The organism is Blautia glucerasea, assembly GCF_020537505.1.
Lineage (GTDB): Bacteria > Bacillota > Clostridia > Lachnospirales > Lachnospiraceae > Blautia_A.
Genome location: NZ_JAJBMO010000014.1, coordinates 51828 through 65987 on the forward strand (window position 1 = coordinate 51828; position 14160 = coordinate 65987).

The following is a 14160-nucleotide window of genomic DNA, read 5'->3' on the forward strand; positions in this document are numbered from 1 at the left end:
ACATCTACATTGTACATGATATGGTAATATTTAGCTATCAAAATATGCTAAAAAGAAGTAGTTTTTGTGCTTTTTGCTGCAAAATAGTCAAAAAACTTCTGGGCAGCTTGGGATAAAGGAAGGCTTTCGTGATATACAAGGGCTAATTGTCTGGGTGGAAGCTGCTGCTTCAGGCTGACCTCTATCAGAGCGGTTTCCTGTCCACGTAAAGAAGCCAGCATGTAATCCGGAACACAGGCAATTCCAAGACCAATGCGTGCCAGATCAATAAGCAGATCATTGCTGTTAAGCTCAACCTCCGGAATCAGATTCTGTCTGTGGGATGCAAAAAACTGATGAAGATATTCACTTGTTGTGCTTTTGGACGAAAGGGTGAGAAGAGGATATTCCATCAGCTTCTTTATTTCCAGGGCTTTTCCTTCAAGTGGAAAGAAGTCCGGATTGGCAACAAAAATATCCCGAAATTCTTTTACCACCTGTACTTGTGTGTGTGCGGTAAGCCGGGAATTGGGAAGATTGCTTACGATCAGATCCACCTGACGGTTTTCCAGAAGCTCCACGCAGCCCATGGAGGTGCTGTTTGTGACCTTGATCCGCACTCCCGGATAATCCTGATGAAAGCGCTTCAGGTAGTCAATCAGAAAGTACCGGCAGATGGTATCGCTTGCCCCGATCCGCAGCTGCCCCTGAAGTCTGTCTTCCTCAAGAAGCTGTGCCTCTCCCTTGGAAAGCATTTCCAGGGCCGGTTTGACATGCTGGAAAAGTATTTCTCCCTCTGGGGTAAGGGAAACCTTTTTGGTGCTTCGGAAAAACAGTTCCCGTCCCAGCTTTTTTTCCAGAGTTTTGATTCCCTGGCTTACCGCAGACTGGGAAATGAACAGCTGGCGGGAGGCTTCAGAGAAGCTTAAGGTGGTGGCAACGTAGTAAAAGCACCTGTATAATTCAAGATTGATATCCATATAAATCCTCCAAAATAAAACAAATCGTTACCGTTCACTCCGTGACCAGTAAAAACAAATCAAACTCCGCTATGACGGATGAGCCTTGTTTATTTACATATAGAAGTAATAATAATAAAAAATATAAGATATATTAATTTTACTTATGATAAAACCTATGATACTATAATAAACGAAAATGTGCAAGTCTGGCTGCGGTTTCGCGCAGTCATTCATATTTTTTCAAAATGAAAAAGCACGCCATATTATGATTTCACATTCACGAAAGGAGTTTTCCAATGAGTAACGTAAGACGAGTATACGTAGAAAAGAAACCATCCTTTGCCGTAAAAGCCAAAGAACTGAAGCATGAGATCAGCTCTTATCTGGGCATTAAGACTGTAACAAACGTGCGGGAGCTGATCCGCTACGATGTAGAGAATATTTCAGATGATGTATTTGAAAAAGCATGCCATACCGTGTTTGCTGAGCCGCCGGTAGATGACCTTTACCTGGAGAAATTCGAGGCAGCAGATGGCGCACATGTTTTTTCTGTAGAATTCCTTCCTGGCCAGTTTGATCAGAGAGCCGATTCCGCTGTACAGTGCGTGCAGTTCCTGGACGAAAATGCACAGCCAATCATCCGTTCTGCCACTACTTATGTGATCGAAGGTGACATTACAGAGGAAGAATTCGAGGCAATCAAGAATCACTGCATTAACCCTGTAGATTCCCGTGAGACAGGCCTTCAGAAGCCGGAGACACTGGTTGCAGATTTCAAGGATCCGGAAGATGTAAAGATCTTCGATGGCTTCCGCGACATGGAAGAGGCACCATTAAAAGAGCTTTACAGCTCCCTGAACCTTGCTATGACATTCAAGGATTTCCTTCATATCCAGAACTATTTCAAGAACGAGGAGAAACGCGATCCATCCATGACCGAGATCCGTGTTCTGGATACTTACTGGTCTGACCATTGCCGTCATACCACATTCTCCACTGAGCTTACACAGGTGAAATTTGACGAGGGTGATTATAAAACTCCTATCGTTGATACCTATAACAGATATCTTTCCGACAGAGAAGTCCTTTATAAGGGACGAGACGACAAATTCGTCTGCCTGATGGATCTTGCTCTTATGGCTATGAAGAAACTGAAATCCGAAGGCAAGCTTCAGGATCAGGAAGAGTCTGACGAGATCAATGCCTGCAGTATTGTAGTGCCGGTTGATGTAAATGGAAAAGAAGAGGAATGGCTGATCAACTTTAAGAATGAGACACACAACCATCCGACGGAGATTGAGCCATTTGGTGGCGCAGCTACCTGCCTTGGCGGTGCAATCCGTGACCCGCTTTCCGGACGTACTTATGTATACCAGGCAATGCGTGTAACAGGAGCAGCAGATCCTACTGTTTCCGTAAAAGAGACTCTGAAAGGTAAGCTTCCGCAGAAGAAACTGGTTCGTGGCGCAGCTCACGGCTACAGCTCCTACGGTAACCAGATCGGTCTTGCTACCGGCTATGTAAAAGAAATCTATCATCCGAATTACGTTGCAAAACGTATGGAGATCGGTGCAGTTATGGGTGCTGCTCCAAGACGTGCAGTTATCCGTGAGAACTCTGATCCGGGAGATATTATCATCCTTCTTGGCGGACGTACCGGACGTGACGGTATCGGTGGTGCTACCGGTTCCTCCAAGGTACATACAGAGGCTTCTATCGAGGTCTGCGGCGCTGAGGTACAGAAAGGAAATGCACCTACAGAGCGTAAGATCCAGCGTATGTTCCGTCGTGAGGAAGTCAGCTATATCATTAAGAAATGTAACGACTTCGGTGCAGGCGGTGTATCCGTAGCAATCGGAGAGCTGGCACCTGGTCTTCAGATCGACCTGGACAAAGTTCCGAAAAAATATGCAGGTCTTGACGGTACTGAGATCGCAATTTCCGAGTCCCAGGAGCGTATGGCAGTTGTTGTTGCTCCGGAAGACGTAGAGAAATTCCTTGGTTTTGCAAACGAAGAGAACCTGGAAGCAGTTCCGGTTGCAGTTGTAACAAAAGAGCCAAGACTGGTGCTTTCCTGGAGAGGAAAAGAGGTTGTAAATATTTCCCGTGCATTCCTTGATACCAACGGTGCACATCAGGAGACAACTGTAGAAGTTGAAATTCCGAATAAAGAGGGCAACCTTTTTGAAGAGCGTCCGGACGTAGCGGATGTAAGAGAAAAATGGCTCTCCACACTGGCAGACTTAAATGTATGCTCCCAGAAGGGGCTTGTAGAGATGTTTGACAGCTCCATTGGTGCAGGAAGCGTTCTTATGCCTTATGGTGGTAAAAATCAGCTTACAGAGACTCAGGCAATGGTTGCCAAGGTACCTGTACAGAATGGAACAACTAATACTGTAACTATGATGAGCTATGGCTTTGATCCATACTTATCTTCCTGGAGCCCATATCACGGAGCTGCTTATGCAGTGACAGAATCTGTTGCAAGAATCGTGGCAGCAGGTGGTGATTATAAGAAGATCCGTTTCACCTTCCAGGAATACTTCCGTCGTATGACAGAGGATCCAAAGAGATGGAGCCAGCCATTTGCAGCACTTCTTGGTGCTTATGCAGCGCAGATGGGCTTCGGTCTTCCGTCTATCGGTGGTAAGGACAGTATGTCCGGAACCTTTAATGACATTGATGTTCCGCCAACACTGGTATCCTTCGCTGTGGATGTTGCCAAGCTTCAGGATGTGATCACACCAGAGCTGAAAAAGGCTGGAAACAAGCTGGTATGGCTTCGCGCTCCGAAGGATCAGTACGATTTACCGGACTATGCAGCAATTATGGATCAGTACGAGAAATTACACAATGACATGCAGGCTGGAAAAGTAGTTTCTGCATATGCACTTGACCGTCACGGTATTGCGGCAGCAGTCAGCAAGATGGCATTTGGAAATGCAATGGGCGTGAAGATCGAGCATAACCTGGATCCAAGAGACTTCTTTGCACCAGGCTTCGGCGATCTGGTTCTGGAAGTTCCGGCTGAAAAGGTTGGTCAGCTTTCCATTACTTACACAGTAATCGGTGAAGTAACAGCTGATGGTAAATTCTCCTACGGAAACGCTGAGATCACTCTGGATGAGGCTTACAAGGCATGGACAGGCACTCTGGAGAAAGTATTCAAGACAACTTCCGGCGAAGAAAACGACGGACCAGTTGCCATGGCTGTAAAGACTAAAGACCCGGAAGCAACCTATGAGAATGGCGTTTATAATACTAAGAACATTTATGATTGCAAGCATAAAGTAGCAAAACCGCGCGTATTCATTCCTGTATTCCCGGGAACAAACTGTGAGTACGACAGCACCCGTGCTTTTGAGAGAGCAGGAGCTGAGGTAGACGTTAAAGTATTTAAGAACTTAAGTGCAGAGGATATCCGTGATTCTGTGGAAATTTTTGAGAAATCCATTGATCAGGCACAGATGATCATGTTCCCAGGCGGCTTCTCCGCTGGTGATGAGCCGGACGGTTCTGCGAAATTCTTTGCAACTGCATTCCAGAATGCAAAGATCAAAGAAGCTGTTATGAAGCTGTTAAATGAGAGAGATGGTCTTGCACTTGGTATCTGTAACGGATTCCAGGCGCTGATCAAGCTGGGACTTGTTCCATACGGTGAGATCTGCGGACAGAAAGAGGATTCTCCTACACTGACCTATAACACCATCGGACGTCATATTTCCAAGATGGTTTACACAAAGGTTGTAAGCAACAAGTCTCCATGGCTGCAGAAAGCCACACTTGGCGGTGTATACTGCAACCCGGCTTCCCACGGTGAGGGACGCTTCGTAGCAAACGAGGAATGGCTTGCTAAGCTCCTTGCAAACGGTCAGGTAGCTACCCAGTATGTAAATCCAAACGGAGAGCTGGATCAGTCCGAAGAATCCAATATCAACGGATCTACCTATAACATTGAGGGTATCACAAGCCCGGATGGACGTGTTCTCGGTAAGATGGCACATAGCGAGCGCCGCGACAATGGCGTTGCAATCAACATCTATGGACAGCAGGATATTCAGATCTTTGAGTCCGGTGTTGAGTACTTCAAATAAAACGTTGCAAATAAAACGTTAAAAAAGAAATATCCTGGTAAGTACAAAGCTTTTTCCGCATTGTAACTTATCCAGGATATTTTTTGTATCTTCATTACTTTGATTTTCGTCACCGCGGATGCATTGCCATCAATATAGTTCTTGCGCTATATTTAATAATTTTAATGAAATATTTTCCAGGCTATTTCCATCTAATGTATGTAAAAGGAAATACAGCAATTAATTTCGTGTACTGCAGAACACAAAAAGGAGCGAAAAACCTTATGGAAAATTTGGTGAAAAAGGCAAAATCCGGAGATTCCGGTGCATTTGCACAGCTCATCCGGATGAATACCCAGAGTATGTATAAAGTAGCCTGGGCCTATCTGAAGAATGACGAAGATGTGGCAGATGCCATACAGGAAACGATTTTAAAGTGTTATGAGAAGCTTTCCGCTTTAAAAAAGGATTCTTACTTCAAAACCTGGATGATTCGGATCCTGATCAATAACTGCAACGAAATGCTTCGGCACAAAGGCCGCGTTTTCCCTACGATGGAAATGGAAGAGGAAATTTTCGAGGAACCTGGCTATGTAAACTGTGAGTGGAAGGAAATCCTGGCATCCCTGGATGAGAAGTATCAGGTGGTGATGCTTTTGTATTACAGCAAATCCCTTAGTGTAAAGGAAATTGCCGCTCTTCTGGAAATCAGCCAGAATACAGTGCTTACAAGGCTCTCCAGAGCCAGAAAACAGCTTCGTGCAGAGTATGAAGGAGGATATATTCATGGATGATAAATTGTTTGATGTTTTTTCAGAAGAAACAGAAGTGCCGGAATGTGTGCTCAGGCGTGTAGATGAGACATTGGAAATGATAGAGAATTCGGCAGAGTCCGATAGAGGGTATCAGAAAGAAGAAAAAACGGGAAAAGTAATAAATGGCACTGACAGAATGGGAAAAATTGGTACACGGAAAAACTGGAAGCGCAGTTTGATCTTGACATTTGCGGCAGTGATGGCATTTGGTGCCACTGTTTTTGCTGCAGAGAAGTATATAGGCATTTCCGGTTTTTTTCAGGAAGTTGGAAATAAGATGCCGGAAGAAGCCAAGGGGTTGATTGAAAAAGATCCGGTGCAGCAGGAAGATGGAGATTCCATTGTCACTTACACCGTGAAGGAAGCCCTTTGTGATAAGAACAGTGTCCAGGTGGTGGTGGAAGTTACAGCGAAAGAAAGAGGAAAGTATCTTCTGGCAGGACAAGATGCCTTGAATGAGGATCCTGTAAGAAATCTTGGAATTGAAAGTGATAAGACAATAGAAGAATATGCCGCAGAAAAAGGACTGACCATCGTAAAGGTCGGAGCCAGCTTTGATTTTGATTCAGATCTTGGCATTGAAACAGCAGTGGGAGATTATCGAAATCTGGAAGATGATGTAGTAGATTTCTATTCTTCCGCGGTAAAGACAAATGAGAGTAAGAATCTTACCGTTTCCTGCATCGGAACTGCCACGCTTCCGGATGCTAAGTGCGTTGATGATGTGATGCGTACAAATATTACTTTCCAGCTGGAAGATAAGAGCCAGGGGAAAAACATGACCTATGTGCCTGTGGATGGTGAAGGGATAACTGCAGATGGAAAAGTAAAGATCCTGTCCGCAGATATAGAAGAAACAGAAGTGGGCGATTACGTCACAATCCATTGCATCTTCTTAGAAGAGTGCGACAGTATTTCCCTTGACGTAATGGATCTGAATGGAAATCTGTGGCAGCTTTCCGACCTTGGCGGTGGTTCAGAGGTGGCAGAGTCTGGAAAAGAAGCCACTTTCCAGAGAAGCTATCAGAAAACGGACCTTGCCGACGAAATCGGAATACGGGGATATGACTATGAAACGAATACCACGTATGAGCCGGTAAAAATGAAGCTTAAGAAATAGAATAATCGAAAAAAGTCCCCATTCACTGTTTTTTGCAATTAAAACAGTGGGATGGGGACTTATTTGATTTGTTAAATTAAGATTATCCGAACTTTCGCATATTACTCAGATCGGAAAAATCAATCATTTTGATTTCTTCAACGTTGCCGGTTGAACCCATTGGGCAAACGGCGTAGTTTCGCGTCTCATTTCCTATAGTAAGCTTTACCACATAATGCCATATGGACCATGATGGAGAGCCAACCGGATAATCACCAAAGCAATAATGAATATCATCAAATCCACCGACTAATTCAGCGAACTCACCGAGAATTGCCGGTGATGTGCTAGAGTCCCAACGGTAAGTTACAAAAAATGGCTCATTGGGATCTGCTGCCAGATCGACTGTATGATCGTTATATTGTGTTAAATATTTAAAGCGGCCTGGTTCTCTGAGGTAGGCACTTATAGCGTCCATCTTTTCAAAAGGAGTCATATCGGTAGTTGTAGTTTTGTTAATAATGTCAATCATCCATGCGTTTTTGGCCTGTTCATAATCCAGAACATTTAATGTCACTGTATTTGCAACCGTATAACCTGATAATGAATATTCCCTGAATTCTACAGTGTAGGTTCCTGCTTCGGAAAAATGCACGTATTTGATATAACCGCCTTTTACTTTCTCTAATGAAGTAGTTTCTGAGTCATTGTTTTCTAAAGGAATATCATCAAAGAAACGAGATGAACCACTTCTGTATGCGCTGGTCCGAGAGTCATTTCCATTAAAAATCAAGGAAAAAGAGTTCGGATCCGGATTGTCTGTCTTTATAAAAAGAGGTTTGGGACAATCGGTGTAAATATCTGCCTTCTGTTTGTCCAGACCATAAATTTCATATGTATATTTAGCTGGTGCAGTTTCTTCTTTATCGTATGCAGGCAGATCAGCTTTGGGAATCGGTGTGGGTGTAGGAACCGGTGTGGATGTAGGCGTTGGTGTAGGTGTAGGGGTTGCACTTTGGTGGGTACTGTTTGTCTTTTTGTTTGTTGTGCAATGGCCTGTAGAAGACCATTTGGAATAGTATTTTTTTCCTCTAACAGTCATGTAAGTGCGGGTTTGCATATAATATGTAGTCCCGGCGCGGAGGCCATTGAGAAAAATTGTGTTGTTTTTGTTACCTTTGACTGTTATAGTTTTTGCATTTTTTAGTTTTGAATTAGTGGCATAGCGCAGCTGGTAACCACTGGTCTGGGAGGTTTGTCTTTTTACTACTACAGTTGCAGCTGCTGTTTTTGCATAGATATTCATTATCTGGGCTTTCGGCGGTAAAATAACAAACTGTTTTTTAGCAGTGCCTGTATAAGTGCCTTTTCCAACAATTTGAACCGTGTAAGTTCCTACTTTTTTGCAGCCTTTAGAGTACTTTACAATATAGTTTTTCTTTTCCTTCAAGACTTTTCCTTTATAAGTTACTCGTACTTTTGGACGCTGTACCTTTTTATTATAGGTAAGCTTTGTGGCTGATAATTTAATCTTGGTATTTTTTAGCTTTACCTTTGGTGCGGCAAATACCTGGCTTGAACTGCAAAACAGAAGCAGTAAAATAATGAGGCAGAGGTGGATTTGCCGGTGTAGATGATTTTTTTTCATGGCTTTTTACTCCTTTTATGATAAGTTTATTGGGTTTTGTAAAAATATAACTATTTATGACCAGACCGCAGCAGCCATTTCTGGTCAATCTTTTTCACCTCATCATCTGCAAACCGGATATGCAGTCGGACGGAATTGGACAGCTGTACGATTTCCTCTACAGTACCTTCTCCGAATTTGGGATGAGTTACCATATCGTTTACCTGGAATTTTATTTCGCTATGTTTGGCGCTTTTGTAGGCCTGTTCACGGCGGTAGGTGTCCCGGATGGGAACTGTCTTATCGTGAATAGGGTTTTTCAGAGCTTTGTCATAATCGTGCTTCAGAAGGCTTTCTCCGATTCTGTAATAAGGAGTAGGCGCGGCGCCCACAAGAGAACAGCAGTATTTCCAGGCGCTCCCGTGCTTCCCGGCCTGCCAGTTGTACTGCGCCGGTATTTTCATATTGTATTGCATATAATGGGCGTATTCGTGCTTATAAAGATCCAGGCGATCCTCTTTGGAAAGAGGCTTCTTTACGGCATAACCAATAAACAGAAGGGAAAAATAGAAGCCTTCCTTTTCATGAGAAGAAGCAGGTGTATAAGAGCCAAGTACAGCCTCATCGTAACCAAAGCGGATAGGCACAGAAGCTCCACGAAGCCCAAACCTGCGGTCAAGAGTCTGGAACAAAGCGCGGATCTGAGCTTCGTGGATTGTAGTTTCATTATCAAGAAGTTTACGGATGGATGGGTCAATGTTCATGCAGTTACTCCTTTAAAAATTATTAACTGGAAAAATTACGTGCCAAGTTTTATGGCGGTCATGAGCAAGTAGTGAAGCAGACCTGGAATGTCCGCTTTATTGATGAACAAAAAAAGACGCTGCAATCTGCAACATCTATAATAGCGAGAGGGGGATTCGAACCCTCGACACCGCGGGTATGAACCGCGTGCTCTAGCCAACTGAGCTATCTCGCCATATTCATTTAAAAAGTTTTGCTGAAAAGTCTGTGCGTATAAAAGACTATCAGCAAAATAGCGAGAGGGGGATTCGAACCCTCGACACCGCGGGTATGAACCGCGTGCTCTAGCCAACTGAGCTATCTCGCCATATTCATTTAAAAAGTTTTGCTGAAAAGTCTGTGCGTATAAAAGACTATCAGCAAAATAGCGAGAGGGGGATTCGAACCCTCGACACCGCGGGTATGAACCGCGTGCTCTAGCCAACTGAGCTATCTCGCCATATTTATTTCATAAGTATGGGGCCTATAGGGCTCGAACCTATGACCCTCTGCTTGTAAGGCAGATGCTCTCCCAGCTGAGCTAAGACCCCATATACAAACTGTGAAGATTTATTTCTCTTCCGCAGCTCGCTTTGCTATTATACTATCAACTGTCGCAAATTGTCAACAACTTTTTTTACTTTTTTTCAAAAAAATTTAGAAACATATTTTTTCACTATTTTACAGGAAAAAGAGGAAACTTTTACAGGCAAGGACATTGCCGTAAAAACAGGAATTTTCATTTTAGGTCCTTATTTGCAAAAAGAGGAAAACAACTTGGCAAGCCAGGTTCTTTCCAAAAGAAAAATTCGTGTTATACTGAACATGTAAACAAGAAGAGCAAACAAAACATACCGGATACCTGCCAGGAGAAAAAAGAGGATGCGTTCAGCAGCCGGGAAGAGCAGCGTATTCGTATGGCCTCTGCAAAGGAACGCGGCACAAAGAAAATATGACTCCGCATATGAAAATCCTTGAAGAAGGGCTCACAAAAAGCCCAGAGACCATAATTGCGACCAGTCAATAAGAACTTTTTCATAAGACATCTTATAGTTGGATGGAGAAAATAGGGAAAAGAAAAAGACTGGCGATACGAAGAAAAGAAGAGGAGAAGATGGTATGAAGATTTTAGATTCCAAATTTATGAAGGGCTTTATCAAAATGGCAGACGATGGTTTCCAGCAGGGCTGGCATGAGAGAAACGGCGGAAACTTAAGCTATCGTCTGAAAGCAGAAGAAGTAGAAATGATCCGTCCCCGTCTGAATGCACCAGGCGAGTGGCAGCCGATCGGTACAGAGGTACCAGGACTTGCAGGTGAGTTTTTCCTGGTAACCGGAAGCGGCAAATATTTCCGAAACATTGCAGTTGACCCGGAAGCCTGCCTGGCCATTATCGAGCTGGACGACAAGGGCGTTAATTACAGAATCCGTTGGGGACTGGTAGAAGGCGGCCGTCCAACCAGCGAGCTTCCAACCCACCTTATGAACCACGAGGTAAAAAAGAAGCTTACAAACGGCAGACACCGTGTCATCTACCACGCGCACACAACCAACACCATCGCACTTACCTTTGTGCTTCCACTGGATGACAAGGTATTTACAAGAGAGCTGTGGGAGTCTGCAACAGAATGCCCGGTTGTTTTCCCGGATGGTGTAGGCGTTGTAGGCTGGATGGTACCAGGCGGAAGAGAAATCGCAGTAAAAACCGCGGAGCTCATGAAGAAATACGATGTTGTCATCTGGGCACACCACGGAATGTTCTGCTCCGGTGAGGACTTTGACCTGACCTTCGGTCTTCTCCACACCGTAGAGAAATCTGCAGAGATTCTGGTAAAAGTAATGTCCATGGCACCACGCAAGCTCCAGACCATCACTCCAGACGATTTCCGTGCCGTAGCCAAGGATTTCCACGTAACTCTGCCAGAAGAGTTTCTCTATGAAAAAGAAAACTAAGGACTTTGCAGAATCTGCCCGAAGCAGGTATAAACACTTGCCAGGCAGATTCTTTTTTATTTACGCGGGCAACGAGCCAAGGCCCGTGCCTGCACGAGACCTTGGCGACTGCCGCGTAAAAAATTTAGAGAAAAACCGGCACTGGTTGTGGAATTAAAATGGGATAAAAACGCCAGTGGTGCAATTTCTCAGATTAAGGAAAAAGAGTGTTGCAGAAGCCTGGAAGAATACAGAGGGAATATTCTTCTGGTAGGTGTCAATTACAACAAGAAAACAAAAGAACATGAATGTATAATCGAGGAGATTTCACTTCCCTGAAATGAAAAGAAATTCTGTAAAGTTTTTGTGGAAAGCTGCTTGACAATTCATTATCTGTGTGCTATTTTATATAAAAATTCAATTTAACGAACTAAACCGTTGAAGCGGGAATAAAAACATTCGTGCACCCACAGAGAGTCCGGGAGGCTGAGAGCCGGGCGGTAAGCAGTTTGTTAAATGGGCCGCTGAGGGCGCATTGAAAGGCTGATAGAAGCCAAGTAGCATGCGACGTAAGACATACGTCAGTTGTCAGGAATATGATAGTATTCCGATAAGAGCACGATAATATGATCGTGAATCAAGGTGGCACCGCGGGAGAATATTTGAACCCGTCCTTGACAGAGTAGAAAATCTGTCATGGACGGGTTTTTCTGTTAGGCAAAATAAAAATCAGGAGGTGCTCTATGTATCCAACATTTGACAAGATCAGAGAAATGGCAGCAACGGGAGACTACAAAAGAATTCCAATCTGCAAAGAGCTATACGCAGACAGTTACACACCGGTAGAAATGATGCGGATCCTTCAAAAAGCAAGTCATCACTGCTATCTGCTGGAAAGCGCAAGCCAGAACGAGGTGTGGGGAAGATATTCTTTTCTTGGATATGACCCTTCCATGGAAATTACCTGTACAGACGGAACCCTTCGGATACGCAAAACCGGTGAAGAAAAGAACAAACCTGATTTTGCAGAAAAAAACAGCAAGCAAAATGAATGTAAATCAGAGTTAGGAAAAGATACGGCAGGAGAGTTCGAAGAAGCTTCCCAGGTTGCTCACCCAGGCAATGCCATCCGTGAGATCATCAGCCAGTACAAAAGCCCGGTCATGGATGAGATGCCAACCTTCACCGGCGGTCTGGTCGGCTATTTCTCCTACGACTACATCAAATACAGCGAGCCCAAGCTGGAACTAAAAGACGAAGAACAGCAGGACTTCCGTGATCTGGATCTGATGCTGTTCAATGATGTGATCGCATTCGACCATTATCGCCAGAAAGTCCTTCTCATCACCGGTGTGATGACAGCTGACCTGGAAAAGTCCTATAAACGGGCCTGTGAAAAACTGGAAGAAATGACTGCTCTCATCAAAAAAGGTGAGAAAAAGCACTTCCCTCCCATTAAGCTTCAGTCCTCCATCCAGCCTCAGTTCCCAAAAGAAAAATACTGTGAGATGGTGGAAAAAGCCAAACACTATATTCACGAAGGCGATATTTTCCAGGTGGTTTTATCAAACCCAATGAGAGCAAAAGCGGAAGGAAGCTTATTCGACACCTACCGCGTACTGAGGGCAACCAACCCATCCCCATACATGTTTTATTTTTCCAGTGACGACATTGAAATCGCCGGCGCTTCCCCGGAAACACTGGTGAAGCTGAACCATGGAAAGCTGAGCACCTTCCCCTTAGCGGGAACCAGACCTCGCGGAAAAACACCAGAAGAGGATAAAGCACTGGAAGCAGATCTTCTCCAGGACGAAAAAGAACTGGCAGAGCACAACATGCTTGTGGATCTTGGCAGAAACGACATTGGAAAAATCAGTGAGCTTGGTACTGTAAAAGTAGAAAAATATCTGACTGTGGAGCGTTATTCCTGTGTTATGCACCTTGGCTCCACCGTGACAGGAACCATCCAAAAGGGAAAAGATGCCATTGATGCAGTGGATGCCATCCTGCCAGCCGGAACCCTTTCCGGAGCGCCAAAATTCCGTGCCTGCCAGATCATTCAGGAACTGGAACAAAGCAAGCGGGGCATTTACGGCGGTGCCATCGGGTATGTGGATTTCACTGGAAATCTGGATGTGTGCATTGCAATCCGTCTGGTATATAAGAAAAAAGATGAGATCTGTATCCGGTCTGGAGCCGGAATCGTGGCAGACAGCGTGCCGGAAAAAGAGTTTGAAGAATGCCAGAACAAAGCAAGAGCGGTGGTAAGGGCCATCAGCCAGGCAGAGGAGGGATTAGAATGATTTTACTCATTGATAATTACGACAGTTTTTCCTATAACCTGTATCAGCTGATCGGGTCTGTTAATCCGGACATTCAGGTGGTGCGCAATGACGAAATTACTCTGGATGAAATCGAGAAGCTGGCACCAGAGGCAATCGTTCTTTCCCCAGGACCTGGACGGCCGGAGGAGGCAGGAATCTGTATTCCAGTGATCAAAGCGTTTGCAGGAAAAATCCCCATCCTGGGTGTTTGCCTGGGCCACCAGAGCATTTGCGAAGCCTTCGGCGGAGTGGTTTCTTATGCGAAGGAGTTAAAGCATGGGAAAAGGGATATGATGATCCAGTGCCACACCAATGTTCTGTTTAATGGACTCCCGGAAAAGTTCCCGGCAGCCAGATACCATTCCCTGGCAGCAATTGAAGAAACACTTCCGGAAGATCTGGTGGTAACAGCCAGGGCAGAGGATGGAGAAATCATGGCAGTGGAACATAAAGAATATCCGGTTTTCGGTGTGCAGTTCCATCCGGAGTCGGTTATGACACCTGATGGGAAAAAGATGATTGAGAATTTCCTGGCTGCGCGGACGCGCTTGGACAAATAGATTTAC

9 protein-coding genes, 4 tRNA genes and 1 pseudogene are annotated in these 14160 nt (G+C 44.6%); 7 read left to right on the plus strand and 7 right to left on the minus strand.

Annotation, left to right across the window (positions count from 1 at the left end; genetic code table 11):
• Positions 1–47 precede the first annotated feature (47 nt).
• A complete protein-coding gene (locus tag LIQ05_RS12020) occupies positions 48–959 on the minus strand; it encodes a LysR family transcriptional regulator (protein ID WP_226820885.1) in 912 nt (303 codons plus the stop codon).
• A 278-nt stretch (positions 960–1237) separates the two neighbouring features.
• Between LIQ05_RS12020 and LIQ05_RS12025 the strand changes: the two genes are divergently transcribed.
• The 3 genes from LIQ05_RS12025 to LIQ05_RS12035 all read left to right on the plus strand — a co-directional run bounded on the left by LIQ05_RS12025 (position 1238) and on the right by LIQ05_RS12035 (position 6949).
• Positions 1238–5035 carry a phosphoribosylformylglycinamidine synthase gene (locus LIQ05_RS12025; RefSeq protein ID WP_226820887.1) on the plus strand — a complete coding sequence of 1266 codons (3798 nt, stop codon included), beginning with the start codon at positions 1238–1240 and terminating at the stop codon, positions 5033–5035.
• 263 nt (positions 5036–5298) lie between these two features.
• Positions 5299–5808, plus strand: coding sequence for an RNA polymerase sigma factor (locus tag LIQ05_RS12030; RefSeq protein WP_226820889.1), 510 nt, complete (start codon positions 5299–5301; stop codon positions 5806–5808).
• The gene (locus LIQ05_RS12035; protein WP_226820891.1) at positions 5801–6949 is read left to right on the plus strand and encodes a DUF4179 domain-containing protein; all 1149 of its coding nucleotides are present in this window, start codon (positions 5801–5803) and stop codon (positions 6947–6949) included. Before LIQ05_RS12030 ends, LIQ05_RS12035 begins: the two co-directional genes overlap by 8 nt.
• An 82-nt stretch (positions 6950–7031) precedes the next feature.
• On the opposite strand, the gene LIQ05_RS12040 is transcribed toward LIQ05_RS12035, so the two are convergent.
• The 6 genes from LIQ05_RS12040 to LIQ05_RS12065 all read right to left on the minus strand — a co-directional run bounded on the left by LIQ05_RS12040 (position 7032) and on the right by LIQ05_RS12065 (position 9889).
• Positions 7032–8576, minus strand: coding sequence for a hypothetical protein (locus LIQ05_RS12040; protein WP_226820893.1), 1545 nt, complete (start codon positions 8574–8576; stop codon positions 7032–7034).
• A gap of 50 nt (positions 8577–8626) precedes the next feature.
• The gene (locus LIQ05_RS12045; protein ID WP_226820895.1) at positions 8627–9319 is read right to left on the minus strand and encodes a hypothetical protein; all 693 of its coding nucleotides are present in this window, start codon (positions 9317–9319) and stop codon (positions 8627–8629) included.
• A gap of 141 nt (positions 9320–9460) precedes the next feature.
• Positions 9461–9534: transfer RNA gene (locus LIQ05_RS12050), tRNA-Met, on the minus strand.
• Positions 9535–9592: 58 nt separating this feature from the next.
• A tRNA-Met gene (locus LIQ05_RS12055) sits at positions 9593–9666 on the minus strand.
• A 58-nt stretch (positions 9667–9724) separates the two neighbouring features.
• Positions 9725–9798 (minus strand) — tRNA-Met (locus LIQ05_RS12060).
• Between the two features lie 18 nt (positions 9799–9816).
• Positions 9817–9889 (minus strand) — tRNA-Val (locus LIQ05_RS12065).
• A 568-nt stretch (positions 9890–10457) separates the two neighbouring features.
• On the opposite strand from LIQ05_RS12065, the gene rhaD reads away from it, so the two are divergent.
• From rhaD to LIQ05_RS12085, 4 genes and pseudogenes are all read left to right on the plus strand, one after another.
• On the plus strand, positions 10458–11291 hold the full coding sequence (gene rhaD / locus LIQ05_RS12070; RefSeq protein ID WP_226820897.1) for a rhamnulose-1-phosphate aldolase: 834 nt from the start codon (positions 10458–10460) through the stop codon (positions 11289–11291).
• Between the two features lie 108 nt (positions 11292–11399).
• A pseudogene (locus tag LIQ05_RS20345) lies at positions 11400–11609 on the plus strand (AAA family ATPase); the annotation flags it as partial.
• Between the two features lie 404 nt (positions 11610–12013).
• Complete coding sequence (gene trpE, locus LIQ05_RS12080; RefSeq protein ID WP_226820899.1) at positions 12014–13573, plus strand: anthranilate synthase component I; 1560 nt, start codon at positions 12014–12016, stop codon at positions 13571–13573.
• Positions 13570–14154 carry an anthranilate synthase component II gene (locus tag LIQ05_RS12085; protein WP_226820901.1) on the plus strand — a complete coding sequence of 195 codons (585 nt, stop codon included), beginning with the start codon at positions 13570–13572 and terminating at the stop codon, positions 14152–14154. The genes trpE and LIQ05_RS12085 overlap by 4 nt, the downstream gene beginning before the upstream one ends.
• Positions 14155–14160 lie beyond the last annotated feature (6 nt).

Excerpts from the sequence above, each read along its gene's own strand:
- LIQ05_RS12020 (WP_226820885.1), bottom strand. The coding sequence starts at position 959 with ATGGATATCAATCTTGAATTATACAGGTGCTTTTACTACGTTGCCACC.
- LIQ05_RS12025 (WP_226820887.1), top strand. The coding sequence starts at position 1,238 with ATGAGTAACGTAAGACGAGTATACGTAGAAAAGAAACCATCCTTTGCC.
- LIQ05_RS12030 (WP_226820889.1), top strand. The coding sequence starts at position 5,299 with ATGGAAAATTTGGTGAAAAAGGCAAAATCCGGAGATTCCGGTGCATTT.
- LIQ05_RS12035 (WP_226820891.1), top strand. The coding sequence starts at position 5,801 with ATGGATGATAAATTGTTTGATGTTTTTTCAGAAGAAACAGAAGTGCCG.
- LIQ05_RS12040 (WP_226820893.1), bottom strand. The coding sequence starts at position 8,576 with ATGAAAAAAAATCATCTACACCGGCAAATCCACCTCTGCCTCATTATT.
- LIQ05_RS12045 (WP_226820895.1), bottom strand. The coding sequence starts at position 9,319 with ATGAACATTGACCCATCCATCCGTAAACTTCTTGATAATGAAACTACA.
- rhaD (WP_226820897.1), top strand. The coding sequence starts at position 10,458 with ATGAAGATTTTAGATTCCAAATTTATGAAGGGCTTTATCAAAATGGCA.
- trpE (WP_226820899.1), top strand. The coding sequence starts at position 12,014 with ATGTATCCAACATTTGACAAGATCAGAGAAATGGCAGCAACGGGAGAC.
- LIQ05_RS12085 (WP_226820901.1), top strand. The coding sequence starts at position 13,570 with ATGATTTTACTCATTGATAATTACGACAGTTTTTCCTATAACCTGTAT.